This is a genomic window from Occallatibacter gabretensis (assembly GCF_001449115.1).
In the GTDB taxonomy this organism is placed as follows: domain Bacteria; phylum Acidobacteriota; class Terriglobia; order Terriglobales; family Acidobacteriaceae; genus Telmatobacter; species Telmatobacter gabretensis.
The window spans coordinates 787419-806130 of sequence record NZ_LAIJ01000009.1 but is presented as its reverse complement, the minus strand read 5'-3'; the positions used below and the strand labels follow the sequence as shown (position 1 = coordinate 806130).

Genomic DNA, 18712 nt, shown 5'->3' with positions numbered 1-18712 from the left:
AATTTGGATAGGGGACGAGCTTCACTTGCTGTATTGCGGTCAGAATACATCACGCATGTAGCAGGAAATTTCACTTGACCGCGGTGCGCAAGTCAGGGGTAAGCTTTTTGCCATGCCGCCCCCCAACGCGCAAGCCACCATTGATTTGAATGCCGGGCAGTACCAGACGAGCCTGGGCACCTTTCGCAACCTGATCGAAAGCTCGAAGAGCAAGACGGTTGTTGCCAAGTTGGTTACTCCGGCCAACGTGGATCTCTACGTGGAGGTACGCGTGGACGATCTGTACGTGGTGTCGTTTTATGGGGCGGACGGCTGGTACACCTTTGACGACGCGGAGGGCGGCCAGGGAAAATCCTGCGGCGTGAACTCCAATTACGCGCAGCTGGGCACGGTGGGCGGCGTGAGCCGCCAGGATCTGATCGCGCTTGGCAGCCTGGCGGAGTTCCGCAAAGGCGTGCAAATGGACAAACGGCTGCTGGCGATTTTGTTTGCCACGGTTTCAGAGGCGACGCGCTTTGCTACCGTCAGCGCATACTTTACCGGCATGACGAACGCGATTCCGGGTGCATTTGGGGCGAACTTTACCTTCAACTTTGAGACGCTGAAGAAGCGCTACTTTAACAACTGGACGACTCCGCCGGACGAGAGCACATTCGAGGTGGGCAAGGTGTATCACTACACGAAGAATGACATTCTGGTGCAGCGGCACCGGTAGGCTGCGGCGTGAGTGGATGATTGCCTGAGTCCGCGGCTTCTGATACACGTTGGGGACGAGCTAATCGGACTCGAAAGTCTTTCTCCTGGAGCTTTTCATGCGCGGAAGAGTGTTGTTCTGCGTCATTGCGGTTGCGATGGCGATGACGTGCGCGGCACAAAGTACGCCGCAGGCTACGAGTCGTTTTCGTTTCGACCAGAAGTCCGGGCCGTTTGCCGTGGGACTGAAAGTGGTCGAGCAATACGACTACTCGCGCACCTGGGGATCGGCTGTGGATGATCTCGGTAAGCCTGTAGGGGGCGAGCGGGCGCGGCCTCTGCAGACGCTGATCTGGTATCCGGCGGCGAAGAGCGCGGGGAAGTCGATGACGGTTGGAGACTACTTTGCGCTGCTTGAGACCGAGACTAGCTTTGGCAAGCCGCATCTTGCGGGCATGTGGGATTCGTGGAAGAAAGGCATGGCTCCGGCGATGGGCGACTCGCTTTGGGCTGTGCGCGACGCTACGGCTGCTGGCGGGCGCTATCCCGTGGTGATTTATACGCCTAGCTTTGGCTCGATGGCGTGGGAGAACGCCGATCTGTGCGAGTATCTGGCCTCGAATGGCTATTTGGTAGTGGCGGCGGGGGCGCTGGGCGCGGACTCACGCACGATGACCTCCGACATTGCGGGCATCAGCGCTCAGGCGCGGGATGTGTCCTTTTTGGTGGGCTATGCGCGCACGCTGCCGAATGCGGATTCGTCCGAGGTTGCCGTGGCCGGCTTTAGCTGGGGCGGCATCGCGAACCTTTTTGCTGCCGCGCGCGACAGCCGCATTCGTGCGCTGGTGGCGCTGGATGGAAGCATGCGTTACTACCCCGGCTTTGTGAAGGATTCGGGCTTTGTGCATCCTGAGCAGATGACGATTCCGCTGATCTTTTTCACGCAGGGCGGGCCTTCACTCGAAGACCAGGCGCGCTATTTTACGGCTCCCGGCATGCAGGGGCCGAATGTGCTGAATGCGTGGACGCATGGCGATCTTGAGCTTGTTCACATGCTGGGCATGGGGCATGAGGAGTACAGCTCGATGTATCAGCGGAATGAAGATACGTGGAAGGGATTTGCGCAGTTCAAGGTGGGCGACTTTACGCGCGAGGATGGGGTTCCTGGCTATGCGTGGATGGCGCGATACACGCTCGCGTTTCTGAATGGGTACCTGAAGCATGACGCTGAGGCGCTCAAATGGCTCAAGCGCGAGCCTGCGGAGAATGACGCTCCGACGCATCTGTTTGGCGCGACGTTTCGGGCGGCCAGCGGAGTGCCGGTTTCGTTTGAGAGCTTTCGCGCTGAGCTGGGGCGGCGGGGCTTTGATCATATCGATGAGGTGAATGCCGAGTTTCGCAAGGAGAATGCGGATTTCAAGCTGCCGGAGTCTGAAGCGAACGACTGGGGCCATGACTTGATCGGCGATGGACATACTCAGGAAGCGATTGCCGTTCTCAAGCTGGTTACGGCGACCTATCCCGAAGCCGGCGAGGCCTATGACAGTCTTGGCGACGCCTATGCGGCTGCGGGCAACAACCAGCTTGCGATTGAAAGCTACAAGAAGGCTGTTGCTACGCACTTTGAAGAGGCAGGAATTACGCAGGATAAGCTGGACAGGTTGGAGAAGGGGAAGGCTTCGGCGCAGTAGCGGCGGCTGTCGTTTTCAGCATCCTGCAATTGCCACGTAACATGCGTGGGTCGCGTCCTTTAACATGAATGATGGAATGAGCCTGAAAGCCAAGCTGGAAGCCGTTATTTATGCTGCCGAGGAGCCGATTACGCTCGCGCAGCTCGCCGCCCTTTTTGCCGCCGAAGCGCTGGAGTACAAAGCCGCAAAAGCAGCCAACGAAGAGCCGGTGGCTGAGACGCTGCCGCTGATTGCGGCGGAGGAGCCCGCTGCGGAAACTGCCGCGGAAGCCGCTGCTGAAGAGGCTGAACCTGCTGCCGAGCCGGCTGGAAAAGCTGCCGCGGAGCCTGTTGTCGATGCTGAATCCGAGGCCAGGCGCGAGGCCAAGGCCCGCGACAAGGAGGTCAGGAGTGTTCTGAAGGGCATTCTGGCCGAGCTGATTGCGAACTACGAGGCGGATGAGCGAGGCGTGGAGATTCGAGAGATTGCGGGCGGCTACCGCATGGGAACCAAGCCTTCCTGCCATGATGCCGTGCGCCTTTTCGTGAAGAGCTTGAAGCCGCCGATGAAGCTCTCGCTGCCTGCGCTTGAGACGCTGGCCGTGATTGCCTACAAGCAGCCTGTGACGGCGCCGGAAGTCTCGGAGATTCGCGGCGTGGAGTCGGGCGGCGTGCTTGGGTCGCTGATGGCGCGTAAGCTGATTGCTACGGCCGGGCGCAAGCAGGTGATTGGGCGGCCGATCCTTTATAAGACGACCAAGGAGTTTCTGCTGCGCTTCGGCCTGAAGGACCTCTCCGAGCTGCCTTCGATGGAGGAGTTCGAGAAGATTGCGGCTAGCGAAATCGACGAAATGGAGCCTGCCGAGGAGGCAGCCTCCGAAAGCGCATCTCATTTAGATGAGCTTGGTTTAGAAGGACATGATTTAGAAGAACCGGGCCTGGAAGAAACAAGCCGGCAGGCAGAAACAGAGGCCGCAAACGATGGCAGTGAAGAAAGCAGCAGCGAAGAAGGCAGCTCCGAAAAAAGCGACGCCGAAGAAAGCAGCAGCGCCGGTGAAGGCAGCAGCAGCGAAGAAGACGGCAGCAAAGAAAACAGCGGTGACGAAAGCGCCGGTCCAGAAGACCCCGGCGAAAAAAGCGGCGGCGAAGAAGGCTCCGGCGAAAAAGCTGGCCAGCCCGAAGCCGAAGAAGGCCGCTAAAGCTGTAGCTGAGCCGGAATTGCCGCTGGAGCAGCTTGCTGATCCGGACGACATTGCGAGTCCTGAGGCACTGGAAGCAGATGTTGCCTCCGAGATGGATGCGGTGGTTTCGGCGGAGCCGGAGGACCTGGCGGAATATCTTCTGGAAGACGAAGAGCCCGCTCCACACGAGGCTGCCAGCGACCGGGAGCTTTACGTTGGCGTGGAGCCACCGGAGTACACGGCACCCAGAGAAGATGAGCCGCGCCATGAAGAACGGCTGCAGAAGATTCTGGCTCATGCGGGCATTGCCAGCCGCCGCCATGCCGAGGAGCTGATTGCCGAAGGGCACGTGCAGGTGAACGGGCAGGTCATTACCACTGCCGGCTTCAAGGCGGATATTGCGCGCGACCACATTCGCGTGGATGGCAAGCTGCTGCAGGGTTCTGAGCGCCTGCGCTACTTTATTCTCAACAAGCCGCGCGGCTTTGTGACTACGGTCAGCGATCCTGAAGGCCGCCCGACGGTGATGAAGTTTTTTGAGCGCCAGGGCGAGCGGCTTTACCCGGTGGGCAGGCTGGACTATCAGAGCGAAGGGCTTCTGCTGGTGACCAATGACGGCCTGCTGGCCAATGAGCTGACTCGCGCCTCATCGGGCGTGGAGAAAACGTACCTGGTGAAGGTATCCGGCGCGCCGAGCGAGGAAGCGCTGGAGCGACTGCGCGGCGGTGTGGCGATTGCCAAGGGCAAGCCCGCTGAGGGGCGCGTTCGCACTTCGCCTGCTCGTATCCGTATGGTGCGGGCCGGGGAAAATCCCTGGTACGAGATTGTTTTGATCGAAGGCCGCAACCGCGAGCTGCGAAAGATGTTTGAAGAGATCGGCCATCGCGTGGAAAAGATTCGCCGCGTGGCGTATGGCCCGCTGGTGCTGGATATTGAGGCGGGAACGACGCGTGAGCTGGTGGCGGAAGAGGTGGATCTGCTGCGCCTGGCCGCGAAGGGCAAGTTCAAACGCCGCAAAATCGACTTCAGTGTTCTACTGCCCAAAGAGGCGGGCCGCACTGTGGACCATGAAGCGGCAAAAGAGGGCCTAAAACGGCCTTACGGGAAGAATTTCCGTTATCAGAACAGAGATCAGGGCGCAGGGGGCACGGATCGGGCGCGGAGCTTTCCTTCGCGGCGTGATGACCGAGGCAGCGAGGAGTCCAGCAGGCCCGCTGGCAGGTCTGGATTTGGCGCTGGAAGGCCGGCGTTTGGTACGGGCCGGCCTGATTCTCGTCCGGGTGCGCGTTTCGATTCACGTCCAGATACACGTTCTGGTGCGCGTCCGAGCGCGCGTCCCGATTCAGGGAGCGATGAGCGCTCCAGCAGGCCCACGGGCAGAACAGGATTCGGAACTGGCAGGCCTCCAGGCCGGCCCGCATTTGGCGCAGGGCGGCCAGATTCACGCTCGGGCGCGCGCTCCGATTCACGTTCAGGCCCAGGTCGCGAGGAGCGCCCCAGCAGACCGGGAGGCAGAACGGGATTTGGCACTGGCAGGCCGGCATTCGGCACAGGGCGGCCTGATTCACGTTCTGGAGCGCGTTCCGATTCGCGTCCGGCTACGCGGTCCTTCGAACGCCCTGCTCGGTCTGAATCCGGCAGCACTGGCTTTGGCGGCAAACGGTTCGACAGAGGGCCGGGTAAGTCATTCCCCAAGCCCTCCTTTGATCGCAAACCGGATTCTGAGGGGACGGAAGCACCCCGTGAACGTTTCGGAAGGGGACAGGAGCGTCCTTCCGGGCCGCGCGGCGGCCAGTCGGCTTTCCGGCCCAGCGGTCGTCAAGGCAGCAATTTTGGTGGCGGCCGGAGCGGAAGCGATCGTGGAAGTGAGCGCAGCGGCGGCTTTGGCAAGGCGCGCGAAGGCGCGGGCGGCAGAACATTTGGCGATCGGCCGGCAGACAGATCGAGCAGTGACTCCGGCGGAGGTGCGGGCTTTCAATCCGGTCCCAGAACCGGCGGCACATCGTCTGGCAGGCCATCCGGCAGGCCAAGCTTCAAGTCAGCCGGATTTAAATCCAGCGGCCCGAAGCCGGGTGGCGCGCGTGACGGCTTCAAGTCGGGTTCCAAGCCGGGTTTTAAGTCTGGACCGAAATCTGGATTTAAATCTGGACCCAAATCTGGCCCGAGGGGCGGCGGCCCGCGCCCGGGCTCGAACCGAGACAAGGGAAGGGGCATCTAACCGGATATGGACACACAAAAAGCTACGTTTGGGGCTGGATGCTTCTGGGGCGTGGAGGCTGCATTTGCCGCGATGCCCGGCGTGACGGCCACCGCAGTGGGGTATGAGGGCGGAAGCCAGGAGAACCCCAGTTACAAAGATGTCTGCACACAGGATGGGCAGCCGAATCGCGGGCAGCCTACTCATGTCGAGGTCGTAGAGGTCGACTTCGATCCTGAGAAGATCGGCTACGGTCAGCTTCTGGACGCGTTTTTCCAGCTTCATGACCCGACCACGATGAACCGCCAGGGGCCGGACTGGGGCACGCAGTATCGCTCCGCGGTTTTTTTCCACTCGTCGGAGCAGGAGGCCGAGGCGAAGGCGAAGATCGAGGCGTTGAATGCGGAGGGCCGCTTCGAGCCGAAGAAGATTGTTACGCAGGTGGTTCCGGCTGAGACCTTCTGGCGCGCTGAGGACTACCATCAGCGGTATCTCGAAAAGCGCGGGCTGGCGAGCTGCCATATTTAGGGGCAGGCACCTAGCGACTAGGGACTAAACTGTGGAACAAATCCACAGCTATGCCGTTCCTAGTCTCTAAGTCCCTATGTCTCTAGTCCCTATAATGAATTTATGCCTCATATTTACGCCCATGCCGTGGAGCTGGCGACCACGGTGTTGACCGTGGCGGGGATGGGGTATTACCTGGTGGCGCTGGTGGCTGCCTATGTTTATCTTGCCCGCCGGAATAGGCAGCTTCGCGAGTTGGCTAAGGCCGACGGTCTCTTTGCTCCGCCGGTTTCCATCCTTAAATCTCTCAAGGGCCTTGATCCGGGCATGATGGAGGCTTTTCGCTCGCATTGCCGCCAGAGCTATGTCGGGCAGTACGAGATCCTCTTTGGGATTTCCTCGCAGGACGATCCTGCTGTCGCAGCCGTTTTGCGGCTTCAGAATGAGTTTCCTGAAATTCCGATTCGGCTGATTGAAGCGCCGGAACGGCTGGGGACAAATGGTAAGGTCAGCACGCTGGTTCAGCTGATTCCGCACGCCGCGCATCCTTACCTGCTCATTAATGACTCGGACATTACGGTTTCGCCGCATTATCTGGAACGCGTGATGGCGTCTTTTGCCGAGCCGGGGAAGCAGCCCGTGGGGCTGGTGACGGCGCTTTACCGAGGCCGGGCTCATGGCACTCTGCCTTCACAGCTTGAATCGCTTGGCATCTCTACGGATTTTCTGCCGAGTGTGCTGCTGACGGTTCTGATGGAGCGTGGGATGCGATTCGGTCTTGGCTCTACGCTTTGCGTAAGCCGTGAAGCGGTTGACGCTGTGGGGGGCCTGGAGTCGCTGGTGGATCACCTGGCTGACGACTATGAGCTCGGCGTCCGGGTGCACAAGGCGGGTTTTCGCGTGGTTCTTGCTCCGGATGTCGTCGAAACCAGCGTTCCGGCTTACAACTGGCGTGGGTTTCTGGACCACCAGCTCCGCTGGTACCGGACTGTTCGCGATGCGCGGCCGCTGGGCTACTCGGGCATGCACTTTACGTATGGGCTGGCCTGGGCGATGCTGAATCTGGTGGCGAGCGGCTTTAGCCTTCTCAGCATCTGGCTCTTTGCGCTGGCTTTCTTTCTGCGACTTGCGATGGCGATGACCGTAGGTGCGCGGATTCTGTCAGACCATCAGGTGCTGCCTGGCCTCTGGCTACTGCCGTTTCGCGATTTGGTGGCTTTCGGGCTATGGGTGGCGGGCTTTGCTGGTAACACGATCGTCTGGCGCGGACAGAGCTTTATGGTGAAAAAGGGCAGGCTGATTGCGCAGGATTAGCTAAGGGCTTCCCGCACCGCTCATCCAAATCTGAGCGCACCCTCCCGCTTCGATGTGAATTTTCATCGGGTCTTCATAGCTGATGTCATACTTTTGAAAGGACAGTTTTCTTCCCTTATTCACAAGGCGATATTCGCCGGCAGGAACCTGTATCTTGAATTTGCCGTCCTTGCTGGATACGGCCTCAAAGGTTCCTTTACTTCCCACGGCATCAATATGCACATCAGCAATGGGATCCTGAGGGTTGTTGCCCATGAGAAACCCGTAAACAGCTCCCCCGCCGTGTGCTGAATGAACGGCAGAGATCTCGGCTACAGCCCGCTGGGCTTTTGCTAAAGGCCCAGAGTTTCCGCAGCTATCGACAGACCAGACGTGATCTTTGGGAAGGTAATCGAGAAATAATAGATATTTCCCGTTCAGAGTCCAGTCAAAGGTTACCCGGCTGCTGTCATTTTCATCGTCTAGTTGAATCTCATCAGGTGCCTGGCCATGCAGAACCTCATCGACTTTCAGGGTATAGACATGCGCCAGAACGGCTTCCGATTCCTTCTTATCATGGATCGCGCGGCCGTGCAGCAAGGTAGCTCGGACAACGGCCCGGGTGGCGAAGTATTCAGCGCACACCAGACGGGGTTGAGGTTGGTTGCAATAAGCCATTGCCCGCGGTCCGGATAACAGCATCGCAACTGCATACGCCAGGCACAGGAGCCTTTTCATAGAAGTTAGCCTCCATCTGAGGTTGGCCAGAATCATACCGTATAACGGAACTCCTTGAATTGTCTCGACTTCAAGCAGACGTTGCCCCCATATCGGCGTCCAAGTGAAAATTTTGCGACAATCGAGTATCCACGGGAATCTGAATCCCAGCACCCGGAATCGTAATTTCGAAGCATCGGTCCGGAACCGCCATCTTTCATAGTCCGTACTAACAGCAATGCCCGGCCCGGCCAGTCTTATTAAGACAGAGCACAACGAGAGGCCAGGCGCAACCAGCGAGGATAATTTCTTGAAATCCGTTTCTGCCATTTTTCAGCCAGTCTCTGCCGCCCTTATCAGCGTAATTGTTCTTGCGGGGTGCAAGCAGGCCGCTCCCCCGGCGCCGTCTGCACAGGCACTGCCGGTGCAGACGTTGGCCGTTTCCCTCTCGCCTGTGGCCCAGGCCAGTGAGTACGTAGCGACCATCAAGAGCCGCCGGTCGGCCACTTTACAGCCGCAGGTGAATGGCCGCCTTACAGGCATTGGCGCGAAATCCGGCGACCGCGTTAAATCCGGCCAGATTCTGATGACCATCGATCCGCTGTACCAGCAATCCGCGGTGAACGCGCAGCAAGCTACCGTGCAGCAGAAGAAGGCCGTCCTCGATTACAACACCGGCGAGTTTGCCCGCCAGAAGAAGCTGTTTGAGGCCGGCATCACCAGCCGCGATGTCTTTGAGCAGGCACAGCAGGCGTATGCGAATGCGAAGGCCGATTATGATTCCTCGACGGCCACGGGCCAGTCGCAGGTGGAGCAGTTGGCGTACTACACGATCCGTGCTCCGTATGACGGCGTGGTGGGCGACATTCCCGTGCATGTGGGCGACTATGTCTCTCCTACCACCGTGCTGACGACCGTGGATGAGAACAAGGATCTTGAGGCCTACATCTATGTGCCTACCGAGCGCTCCACGGAACTGAAGCAGGGCCTGGAAGTGGACCTGACGGATACGAACGGCAACGTGCTCGAAAAGACCAATATCGATTTCCTCTCCCCGCAGGTGGATTCTACGGTGCAGGGGGTGCTGGTAAAGGCTCCTGTGCGGTCCGGATCTGAGCTTCTGCGAAATGCGCAGCTTGTGAGGGCGCGCATTATCTGGAAGACGCAACCGATGGCCACTGTGCCTATGCTTGCTGTAATACGTCTGGGCGGACAGAGCTTTGTCTACTTGGCCAAGCAGGAAAGCGGCCACTATGTTGCGACGCAAGTGCCCGTATCGCTGGGCGATACCGTGGGCAATAACTATGCCGTCACCGCCGGCCTCAATGAGGGCGACAAGGTGATTACTTCAGGCACGCAATTGCTGGTGAATGGAATGCCTGTGTCGCCGCTGCCGGGAAGCTAGCAAGACCCGCACAGCCAGTCCACAAGCATGTTTCCACTCGTCTAGGCTTATATGCGGCTCGTATACGCAGCCGGCGATAGCCCTCAACAGAAGGAAGGCTCGCTTTGTTCGTAGATTTCTTTATTCGTAGGCCGGTATTTGCCACTGTTTGCGCTCTGCTGATCATTCTGGCCGGCGCGGTGTGCATTCCTACTCTACCTATCTCCATGTACCCGAATCTTGCGCCGCCGCAGGTGACGGTTACCAGCAGCTATGTGGGCGCTAATGCTGACACCGTGGAGAAGGCGGTCACCATTCCGCTTGAGGAATCGATCAACGGCGTGGAAGGCATGCACTACATAAGCTCTTCCAGTACGAACTCCGGCGTCAGCACGATTACTGTCACCTTCGATACCGGCTACAGCCTGGATATTGCCGCTGTGGACGTGCAGAACCGCGTGGCCAGCGTGCAGGGACGTTTGCCTGCGGCTGTGAACCAGACGGGCGTCACCATTACCAAGACCAACGCCAACTTTGTCTTCGGCGCAGGTTTCTACACGAGAGACGGCCGATATTCGCCGGAGTTTATCTCCAACTACATTGACGTTTACGTGAAGGACGCTCTGAAGCGCGTGCCCGGCGTTGGCGACGTGGTGATCTTCGGCGAGCGCAAGTACGCCATGCGCGTGTGGCTCGATCCGGTGAAGCTGGCCAGCCGCAACCTCACTGCTACGGACGTGATCGCCGCGCTTGCCGAGCAGAACATAGAGATCCCTGCCGGCCAGCTGGGTCAGCAGCCAGCCAGCAGCACGCAGGCCTATCAGGTGCCCGTGCGGGTCATTGGCCGCCTAAGCAGCCCGCAGGAGTTCGACAACATTATCGTGAAGAACTCGCCCAACGGCCTGGTGCTGCTGAGTGACGTGGGCCACAGCGAAGTGGGCGCGGAAGACTACAGCACATCGCTGAAGTTTTCCGGCCGCGACGCCATCGGCGTTGGCGTGCAGCAGCTGGCAGTTGCCAATGCGCTCGAAGTCGATAAACAGGCGCGCATCGTTCTCGAGGACCTGAAAAAGAACTTTCCTCCGGGCCTGGAGTACACGATTGCCTTTGACGGAACGACCTCTGTCGGCGACTCCATCAAGGAAGTGATGAGCACGCTCGGCGAAGCCATTGTGATCGTCATCGTCGTCATCTTCCTCTTCCTGCTGGACTGGCGCGCGACGATCATTCCTGCCGTTACGATCCCGGTCTCGCTGATAGGCACCTTCGCCTTCATCAAGATGTTCGGCTTCTCCATCAATACGCTGACGCTCTTCGGCATCACGCTGGCCACCGGCCTGGTGGTGGACGATGCGATTGTCGTCATCGAAAACGTGCAGCGCCATATTCATCTGGAGCACTCGGATCCGCACCTGGCCGCATCCCATGCCATGAGCGAGGTCACCAGCGCAGTCATCGCTACATCGCTGGTGCTGATCGCGGTGTTTGTGCCGGTTTCGTTCTTCCCCGGCACTACCGGCATTCTCTACCGGCAGTTCTCGCTGACGATTGCATTCTCAATCGCCATCTCCGCCTTCAACGCTCTGACGCTTTCACCCGCGCTCTCCGCCCTCTTCCTGCGCGGCGAAGAAGAGCGTCCGCGCCAGCTTGACTTCCTGCATATCAAGCCGCTTTCACGGGCTTTCGCAGCCTTTGTGCATGGCACGGATGGCGCGATCAACTGGCTCGGCCGCACCTATGCGAAGTCGGTTCACTTTGCCCTGCGCCTGCGGTACTTGCTGCTTGTTCTGTTCATTGCCGGTCTTGGCGCAACGGCCTGGCTCTATCAGCGCGTGCCCACCGGCTTCATTCCGCAGGAAGATCAGGGCTATGTGATGGTGATTGTGCAGGCGCCGCCAGGATCTTCGCTGACCTATACCGCTGATCTTGCTAACCGCGCCCAGGCCATCATCTCTCCGGATTCGGATGTTGCCGGCGTTTTCTCGGTCATGGGCTTCGGCTTTAACGGCGCAACTTCCAATAGCGGCATCATGTTCGTGGCCACCATTCCCGCCGACCAGCGTCGCGGCAAAGGCCACTCAGCCGCGGAGATTGTGCAGAGGCTCTCGCCCAAGCTTCAACCGCTGATGTTCATGTCTGGCGGCGGCATTGTGCAGATGGTGCAGCCTCCCGCTGTGCAGGGAGTCGGCTCCGTGGGCGGCTTCCAGTTCATGCTGCAGGACGAAGGCCGTAACACATTGGCCGACCTGGATCGCGTGGCCCACCAGATGATGGGCATGGCCCGAACGCGCAAGGATCTGATGAACGTCTACACGCAGTTCTCCGCAAACGATCCGCAGGTGCTTGTGACGATTGACCGCCAGAAGGCCAAGGCGCTCAACATTCCGCTCTCGCAGGTCACGGATACGCTGGGCGTCTTCATGGGCTCGCAATATGTCAACGACTTCGACTACAACAACCGCACCTATCGTGTTTACGCGCAGGCCGATCAGCCCTTCCGCATGAACCAGAGCGATCTGCACAACTTCTACGTGCGCTCGAACAACTCAACGATGGTGCCGCTCGACAACATCGTCACCATCATCAACAGCGCCGGTCCTCCGGTCATTACCCACTACAACCTCTTCCGGGCGGTCGAGATCGACGGCTCACAGGCACCGGGCTACAGCTCCGGCCAAGGCATTGACGCCATACAGGATCTGGCCAAACAAGTGATGATGCCCGGGATGACGTACCAGTGGACCGGACTCACGCTAGAGGAAACCGAGTCCAGCGGCAAGGCGGTTATCATCTTTGCCCTTGGCATCCTTGTTGTATATCTCACGCTCTCGGCGCAGTATGAGAGCTTCGCGCTGCCGTTCATCATCCTGCTTGCGGTGCCCATGGCGGTGCTGGGAGCGCTGGCGTTGGTCTCGTTGCGAGGCTTTGCGGACGACGTCTACTGCCAGATCGGACTCGTCATGCTGATCGGTCTCTCGGCCAAGAACGCGATTCTTATCGTCGAGTTCGCCGAGCAGCTTCGCCGGCAGGGCCGTTCGATTGCAGAAGCCGCGATTGAAGCCGCGGAATTACGCCTGCGGCCGATTCTCATGACTTCGTTTGCATTCATCCTCGGCGTGTTCCCGCTGGTTTTTGCCACCGGCGCGGGCTCGCTTGGCCGCCGCTCAGTAGGCACTACGATTGTGGGCGGCATGGTGTTTTCCACTGTGCTCAACCTCTTCTTCATTCCGGTGTTGTATGTGATTCTGAGCGGGCTTTTGAGACGCAACGCTGTCAGGCCCGACAACGCAGAAAAGGGCGAGGCCGAGCAGCTGGCGCACGCGTAAATCAGTTGCGATGCGCCACAATTAAATCTTCGATCTTGTGATACGTACGGGCTGGAATGACGCCCTGGTTTCTCAGATCGCTCTTGGCGTGATATGGGCGGAAGCGTATGATGCGCTCCGCCCATATCTGCGTTATGCCGGGCAGCTTCATCAGTTCTTCCATGCCGGCGCGATTCACATCCAGCCGCTGGCCCTCCGGAACTTTCGATTGCGTCGGGGCTTGCGCAGTGTGTGTAGATGACGCGGCACAGCAGGCGACGCACATCAGTAACGCTGCTGCCCTGAAGCCTTTACGCCACATGATTCCTCAGCGTCCCGATCCCATCGATTGAGATGGCGATGCGGTCGCCGCTGTGCAGGGTAAAGTCATCCGGCGGAACAATGCCCGTGCCGGTCAGCAGAAAACATCCGAAGGGGAAGGTCTGATCGCGGAAGAGATATTCGACGAGTTCCTCCGGCCTGCGCTTCATCTCCTTGAGAGATGTTTCGCCGGTGAAGACGGTCTGCTCGCCGCGCTCGATCGCAATTTGGATACGCGTTTCGGCGGGCAGTGGCTCCGGCGTGAGTAGTATTCCGGGCCCGAGTGCGCAGCTTGCGTCCCAGATTTTTGCCTGCGGAAGATAGAGCAGATTCTGTCCTTCAATATCGCGCGAGCTCATGTCGTTGCCGATGGTGTAGCCGACGATTTGTCCCGACGAATTGACGCACAGCGCGAGCTCCGGCTCAGGCACGCTCCATATGGCGTCTTTACGGATGTGAACGGGAGAGCCGGAGCCAACCACCTTGTACGGCATCGCCTTGAAGAACAGCTCCGGACGCTCTGCCGTGTACACATGGTCATAAAAGCTACCTCCGCCTGCGTCCTTTGACTCTTCCATGCGCGCGGTTCTGCTGCGGAAGTACGTCACGCCCGCCGCCCACACCTCCTGCGAGCCGATGGGCGCGCGCAGTGAGGTGGTATCAAGCGGTGCGACGCGCCCGCCCGCGGAGACAACGGATTCCAGGTAAGCGTGCAGCTCCTCGTGAGCGAGGAACTCATCCAGAGATTCATCCGGAAGCGAAATATAGCGGCCTCCGTGCTCCACAACCAGTTCGTTCCGGTGCGGATGGTAAAGGATCATGCGCGTGCCTCCTGCGGCGATGGCCGCATACCCGCGAGAATAATTCCCGAGACCACCAATGAGAATGACATCAGCATAAATCCTGCTCGCGAGCCGCCGGTCCATGCCTGCAGCAGGCCTACAAGATACGTTCCCGCAAAGCCGCCCAGCGCGCCGCAACTATTAATCAGCGCCATGACTCCGCCGGCCACGTTGCGCGGCAGCATCTCGGGCACAATGGCGAAGAACGGCCCATATGGCGCATACATTCCCGCGCCTGCTATCACGACAAACACATACGTCCAGGCGAAGGAGTGCGGCGCGAGCAGACAGGATGCGCCGAGCGCCGCTCCGGAGAGCATTAGAAGCGGCCAGATATATGGCTTGCGCTGCTTTGCGCGATCCGAAGAGCGTGCCACTACTACCATTCCGATTGCTGCAAAAAGATACGGCGCGGCAACGAGCAGCCCCGTGATGTGGATGGGCAGGCCGGATGCGTTACTGATAACAACCGGCAGCCACAGTACGAACCCGTACACTCCAAGACTCCAGAAAAAATATTGCACACAGAGGCGCGGAACATTCGGGAAGCTGAATGCCGTTCTCAGATTGGGAACTCCCGGCAGTGATTGCTGCTCGTGTTCCAACTCCCGCCGGAGTACTTCGCGGCTTGATTCGCCCATCCACTTTGCGTGCTTCGGGGTATCGCTCACTGTGACGAGCCAGACGAATGCCCACACAATGGAGATCGATCCTTCAAGTACGAAGGTCGTCCGCCATCCCTGCGCGCGAATCAGGAATCCAGTTACGGCGGACATCCACAGCACTGTGACTGGATTGCCCAGCATGAGAAATGCCGTGGCGCGTGAACGCTCTGCGCGCGTGAACCAGCGCGTGAGCAGCACGAGCATTGCGGGGAAGACGAAGCTTTCCGCTGCGCCGAGCAGCAGCCGGTCTGCGGCCAGAAGCCAGAAGTTGCGAATGACTCCTGTGAGTGCGGAGAATGTGCCCCACGCTAAGAGGGCTACGAAGATCAGTCTGCGCGCGCTGTGCTTTGCCGCGTATGCGGTTCCGGGAATCTGCAGGAAGGTATAGCCGAGAAAAAACATGGCGCCTAGTAGCGCCGACCGCTGCTGGCTGATGTGAAGCTCACCAGCCATGCCTGCCGCAGCTCCAAAGCCGTAATTCGAGCGATCCAGATAGGCCAGGCTATAGGTGATGAACGCCGCGGGCAGGATGCGAGTCCAGCGCTTCGGCAAATCCGCTCCGTACATCTGGCCTCCTGGCACCCGTACCGGAGTATAACGATAACGATGCCTCCCGTTTCCGTCATCTCCGTCCTCGAAAGCCCAGCAACCGATTTTGCTTCTGTTCGCACACACTCGCCGGGCAGCTCTGGCTCGCTGCCTTTGAGTGTGGAGATGCTTCTCCAGCAGCCTTCCGGCAATCTCTTTGGGCTCAGCCAGAATGCGGGCATGGGTTGGGCTCCGGCGCGTCTGCTTGACCCGGAATTTCTGATTCTCAGCACGCATGGCGGGGTTCGCGCTCCTGATGGCAGGCCCATTGCACTTGGCTTCCATACCGGGCACTGGGAGGTGGGGCTACTTGTTGAGGCCGCCGCGCGGGAGTTTCAGTCCCTTGAAGCGATCCCTTTTGCTGGCGCATGCACGGATCCCTGCGATGGCCGCAGCCAGGGAACTGCAGCGATGATGGACTCGTTGCCGTTTCGGAACGACGCAGCGATGGTGCTGCGGCGGCTGATGCGCTCGTTGCCCACCCGCCAAGGCGTGATGGGCATTGCCACCTGCGACAAGGGACTGCCCGCTATGATGATGGCGCTTGCTGCGTCGGATGAAATTCCATCGATCCTTGTGCCGGGCGGTGTGACGCTGCTGCCGGAGAGCGGCGAGGATGCGGGCAAGGTTCAGACGATCGGCGCACGTTTTGCTCAGGGCGAGATTTCGCTTGAGTATGCTGCTGAAGTTGGCTGCCATGCCTGTGCGTCGCCTGGTGGTGGATGCCAGTTTTTGGGGACGGCTGCCACGTCGCAGGTTGTGGCAGAGGCTCTCGGCCTTGCGCTGCCGCATTCGGCGCTTGCTCCGTCTGGTCATGCGATCTGGCTAGATGCGGCGGTACGTTCTGCGCGTGCTCTGTTGCGGATGCATCAGACCGGTCTCACTACCAGCGCGATTTTGACGGACACTGCCATTGAAAATGCCATGATTATGCATGCGGCCTTTGGGGGCTCGACGAACCTGCTGCTGCATGTTCCGGCGATTGCGCATGCGGCGGCCTTGCGCCGGCCTGCGGTTGCAGACTGGCAACGCGTGAACCGCCGGACGCCACGTCTTGTGGATGCGCTGCCCAATGGCCCGCGCGGATTTGCCACGGTACAGGTATTTCTTGCCGGCGGCGTGCCGGAAGTGATGCTGCACCTGCGTCGCGCTGGCTTGCTCGACACAAGTGTCATGACCGTTACGGGACAGACGCTGGATGAAAACCTGAACTGGTGGGAGCAGAGCGAACGCAGGCTGGTTCTGAGAAAACAATTGCGCGATCAGGACGGCATTGACTCGGATGATGTGATCTTTTCGCCCGATCGCGCAAGGGCTAGCGGGCTGACTTCGACTGTCTGTTTTCCGCTTGGCAATCTCGCGCCTGAAGGCTCCGTTATCAAAAGCACAGCCATTGACGCTTCGCTTGTAGATGAAGATCAGGTCTATCGGCATACCGGTCCGGCGCGCGTCTTCACGACAGAGACGGCTGCGGTAAAGGCCATCAAGGAAGGGGCAATTCGTCAGGGTGACGTGATTGTGCTGATCTGCGGGGGGCCGCTGGGCGCGGGCATGGAGGAGATCTATCAGGTTACGTCGGCGCTCAAGTATCTCAGCTATGCCAAGCGTGTGGCTGTGCTCACAGATGCGCGCTTCAGTGGCGTGTCCACGGGAGCCTGCATTGGACATATTTCGCCGGAGGCGCTGGCCGGTGGACCGATTGGCCGGGTGCAGGAAGGCGACACGATCTCCATCGTTGTTGACCGCAAGGCGCTGGTGGGCAGCGTGGATTTTGTGGGTTGTGAAGGCAAGGAATTCGACGCCGAGAATGGCGCGAAGTGCCTAGCCGATCGCGCGCCGCGCGCCGATCTCAAGCCTCATGCCGGCCTGCCGGACGATACGCGACTCTGGGCTGCGCTTGTGCAGGCGAGCGGTGGCGTCTGGGCTGGTTGCGTTTACGACACGGAGGCGATTATCAGACAGCTCGCTCCATAGGGTGCGCCGACATATACTGACCCGTATGATTCACAACGGACGCAGCCGCAAGCTGCCGTTTGACCCTGAAGAGGCGGTCGCGCATCTGCGGGCTGCTGATGCGAAACTCGGTGCGCTGATTGATCGCGTTGGCCCATTTACGTTGCGGCTTGATGCGTGGTCTTCGCCCTTTGAGTCCCTGGTCGAATCGATCATTTACCAGCAGCTTCACGGCAAGGCTGCGGCCACGATTCACGGCCGCCTGTGTGCGTGTTTTGGCGGGGAGCCTGCGCCGCAGATTCTTCTCGATCTGCCGGAAGAGAGATTGCGCGGTTGCGGTGTCTCCGGCAACAAGATCAAGGCGTTGCGCGACCTGGCCGAGAAGACCCTGGATGGCACAGTGCCCCCTCATGCCGTTATTCGCAAGCTCTCGGACGAGGAGATTATTGAACGGCTCACTGCGGTGCGCGGCATTGGCGAATGGACTGTACAGATGCTGCTGATGTTTCGCCTTGGCCGGCCAGATGTGCTGCCCGTTACCGACTACGGCGTCCGTAAGGGCTTCGCGCTGACCTTTATGCGCTTGCCTAAAACTCGCGCCGTTACTGCGGCTGATCTACCGAAGCCCGAAGTTGTGATTCGCCGTGCTGCGAGGTGGAAGCCGTACCGCAGCGTGGCCAGTTGGTATATGTGGCGGGCCTGCGATCTGGCGAAGAATGTGCCCGAGGCTGAAACGTAAGGAAGATCTCTCGCGAGCCTGTCTTTGTATGCGCGAAGCGCGATAAAGACAGGCCCTGACGGACTGACTCAGTGATTCAGCGGGGAAACTTACAGAAGCTTGCCTAGAACCGATTGCAGGAGCGATCCGGTATCCGGAGCCGGGGTGTCGCCGGGCTGGCCGTCTGTGGTCACATGGCCCTGCGAGATGCTGTGATGCAGCAGCATCGGCAGCACTGTGGCCAGGCTCGACTTCACCTGATCGGGCGAGAGGCCCGTCTTAGCCGCTACGCCATCAACCAGCCCGCTTCCGGCCAGAAGGCTCTCCACCTGGTTCGGATCAATAGCGCTGGTGTTGCCGCTGGCGATGTCCTGCACGATAGCACCGCCGCCATTCTGCTGGATGGTCTGGACCAGGTTGCCCAGGCCGCCTGTTCCGCCAAGTTGCTGGAGAAGTCCGCTGGCTACGGCAGGATGATCCGTTGTGGCGCCATCCGTGCCGCCACTTTGCCCGCCAATCAGTCCGCCTGCAAGCTTCGATACCGAGTCAAAAATGCTGCTCATACGTTACGCACCTTTCTTCTTGAGGGTCTTTAGACGGAGAACAATATACGCTCAGAAAGCACGCGACGCCATGAAGTTAAAACAAATTCTTCCGGCAATCTTTCGGGCGTCTCATG

The 18712-nt window shown here is 59.5% G+C and carries 15 protein-coding genes; 10 read left to right on the top strand and 5 right to left on the bottom strand.

Translation table 11 applies throughout. From position 1 onward, the window contains the following. Nucleotides 1-112: 112 nt before the first annotated feature. The 6 genes from VO84_RS09620 to hpnI all read left to right on the top strand — a co-directional run bounded on the left by VO84_RS09620 (nt 113) and on the right by hpnI (nt 7561). On the top strand, nt 113-715 hold the full coding sequence (locus VO84_RS09620) for a ribosome-inactivating family protein (RefSeq protein WP_058187429.1): 603 nt from the start codon (nt 113-115) through the stop codon (nt 713-715). 97 nt (nt 716-812) lie between these two features. After that, entirely contained in the window at nt 813-2384 is a 1572-nt protein-coding gene (locus VO84_RS09615) for a dienelactone hydrolase family protein (protein ID WP_157439813.1), read from the top strand. 76 nt (nt 2385-2460) lie between these two features. Continuing rightward, nucleotides 2461-3561, top strand: coding sequence for an SMC-Scp complex subunit ScpB (gene scpB, locus VO84_RS09610; protein ID WP_058187427.1), 1101 nt, complete (start codon nt 2461-2463; stop codon nt 3559-3561). A gap of 94 nt (nt 3562-3655) precedes the next feature. Then, entirely contained in the window at nt 3656-5761 is a 2106-nt protein-coding gene (locus VO84_RS22135; protein ID WP_082662054.1) for a pseudouridine synthase, read from the top strand. Nucleotides 5762-5767: 6 nt separating this feature from the next. After that, nucleotides 5768-6268, top strand: a complete 501-nt coding sequence (gene msrA, locus VO84_RS09600) for a peptide-methionine (S)-S-oxide reductase MsrA (protein WP_058187426.1) — start codon at nt 5768-5770, stop codon at nt 6266-6268. Nucleotides 6269-6370: 102 nt separating this feature from the next. Further along, nucleotides 6371-7561 carry a bacteriohopanetetrol glucosamine biosynthesis glycosyltransferase HpnI gene (gene hpnI / locus VO84_RS09595; RefSeq protein ID WP_058187425.1) on the top strand — a complete coding sequence of 397 codons (1191 nt, stop codon included), beginning with the start codon at nt 6371-6373 and terminating at the stop codon, nt 7559-7561. On the opposite strand, the gene VO84_RS09590 is transcribed toward hpnI, so the two are convergent. After that, on the bottom strand, nt 7562-8587 hold the full coding sequence (locus tag VO84_RS09590) for a hypothetical protein (RefSeq protein WP_197414083.1): 1026 nt from the start codon (nt 8585-8587) through the stop codon (nt 7562-7564). Here VO84_RS09590 and VO84_RS09585 point away from each other — a divergent pair. Both VO84_RS09585 and VO84_RS09580 read left to right on the top strand, forming a co-directional pair. Continuing rightward, nucleotides 8568-9662 (top strand): efflux RND transporter periplasmic adaptor subunit, encoded by a 1095-nt coding sequence (locus VO84_RS09585; protein WP_231737862.1) that lies wholly within the window; start codon nt 8568-8570, stop codon nt 9660-9662. The genes VO84_RS09590 and VO84_RS09585 overlap by 20 nt on opposite strands. A 104-nt stretch (nt 9663-9766) precedes the next feature. Beyond that, entirely contained in the window at nt 9767-12967 is a 3201-nt protein-coding gene (locus VO84_RS09580; RefSeq protein ID WP_058187423.1) for an efflux RND transporter permease subunit, read from the top strand. 1 nt (nt 12968) lies between these two features. On the opposite strand, the gene VO84_RS09575 is transcribed toward VO84_RS09580, so the two are convergent. The 3 genes from VO84_RS09575 to VO84_RS09565 are packed head-to-tail and all read right to left on the bottom strand — an operon-like array spanning nt 12969 to nt 15341. Further along, complete coding sequence (locus VO84_RS09575) at nt 12969-13268, bottom strand: ComEA family DNA-binding protein (RefSeq protein ID WP_058187422.1); 300 nt, start codon at nt 13266-13268, stop codon at nt 12969-12971. After that, nucleotides 13258-14088 (bottom strand): fumarylacetoacetate hydrolase family protein, encoded by an 831-nt coding sequence (locus VO84_RS09570; RefSeq protein ID WP_058187421.1) that lies wholly within the window; start codon nt 14086-14088, stop codon nt 13258-13260. The genes VO84_RS09575 and VO84_RS09570 overlap by 11 nt, the downstream gene beginning before the upstream one ends. Continuing rightward, on the bottom strand, nt 14085-15341 hold the full coding sequence (locus VO84_RS09565) for an MFS transporter (protein ID WP_058187420.1): 1257 nt from the start codon (nt 15339-15341) through the stop codon (nt 14085-14087). Before VO84_RS09565 ends, VO84_RS09570 begins: the two co-directional genes overlap by 4 nt. Nucleotides 15342-15380: 39 nt before the next feature. On the opposite strand from VO84_RS09565, the gene VO84_RS09560 reads away from it, so the two are divergent. Continuing rightward, nucleotides 15381-17336 carry a YjhG/YagF family D-xylonate dehydratase gene (locus VO84_RS09560; protein WP_058187419.1) on the top strand — a complete coding sequence of 652 codons (1956 nt, stop codon included), beginning with the start codon at nt 15381-15383 and terminating at the stop codon, nt 17334-17336. 25 nt (nt 17337-17361) lie between these two features. Beyond that, the gene (locus tag VO84_RS09555) at nt 17362-18054 is read left to right on the top strand and encodes a DNA-3-methyladenine glycosylase family protein (protein WP_058187418.1); all 693 of its coding nucleotides are present in this window, start codon (nt 17362-17364) and stop codon (nt 18052-18054) included. An 89-nt stretch (nt 18055-18143) separates the two neighbouring features. On the opposite strand, the gene VO84_RS09550 is transcribed toward VO84_RS09555, so the two are convergent. Further along, nucleotides 18144-18596, bottom strand: coding sequence for a YidB family protein (locus tag VO84_RS09550; protein ID WP_058187417.1), 453 nt, complete (start codon nt 18594-18596; stop codon nt 18144-18146). Between the last annotated feature and the right edge of the window lie 116 nt (nt 18597-18712).

Excerpts from the sequence above, each read along its gene's own strand:
- scpB (WP_058187427.1), top strand. The coding sequence starts at position 2,461 with ATGAGCCTGAAAGCCAAGCTGGAAGCCGTTATTTATGCTGCCGAGGAG.
- VO84_RS09590 (WP_197414083.1), bottom strand. The coding sequence starts at position 8,587 with ATGGCAGAAACGGATTTCAAGAAATTATCCTCGCTGGTTGCGCCTGGC.
- VO84_RS09550 (WP_058187417.1), bottom strand. The coding sequence starts at position 18,596 with ATGAGCAGCATTTTTGACTCGGTATCGAAGCTTGCAGGCGGACTGATT.
- hpnI (WP_058187425.1), top strand. The coding sequence starts at position 6,371 with ATGCCTCATATTTACGCCCATGCCGTGGAGCTGGCGACCACGGTGTTG.
- VO84_RS09565 (WP_058187420.1), bottom strand. The coding sequence starts at position 15,341 with ATGTACGGAGCGGATTTGCCGAAGCGCTGGACTCGCATCCTGCCCGCG.
- msrA (WP_058187426.1), top strand. The coding sequence starts at position 5,768 with ATGGACACACAAAAAGCTACGTTTGGGGCTGGATGCTTCTGGGGCGTG.
- VO84_RS22135 (WP_082662054.1), top strand. The coding sequence starts at position 3,656 with ATGGATGCGGTGGTTTCGGCGGAGCCGGAGGACCTGGCGGAATATCTT.
- VO84_RS09555 (WP_058187418.1), top strand. The coding sequence starts at position 17,362 with ATGATTCACAACGGACGCAGCCGCAAGCTGCCGTTTGACCCTGAAGAG.
- VO84_RS09615 (WP_157439813.1), top strand. The coding sequence starts at position 813 with ATGCGCGGAAGAGTGTTGTTCTGCGTCATTGCGGTTGCGATGGCGATG.
- VO84_RS09560 (WP_058187419.1), top strand. The coding sequence starts at position 15,381 with ATGCCTCCCGTTTCCGTCATCTCCGTCCTCGAAAGCCCAGCAACCGAT.
- VO84_RS09620 (WP_058187429.1), top strand. The coding sequence starts at position 113 with ATGCCGCCCCCCAACGCGCAAGCCACCATTGATTTGAATGCCGGGCAG.
- VO84_RS09575 (WP_058187422.1), bottom strand. The coding sequence starts at position 13,268 with ATGTGGCGTAAAGGCTTCAGGGCAGCAGCGTTACTGATGTGCGTCGCC.
- VO84_RS09570 (WP_058187421.1), bottom strand. The coding sequence starts at position 14,088 with ATGATCCTTTACCATCCGCACCGGAACGAACTGGTTGTGGAGCACGGA.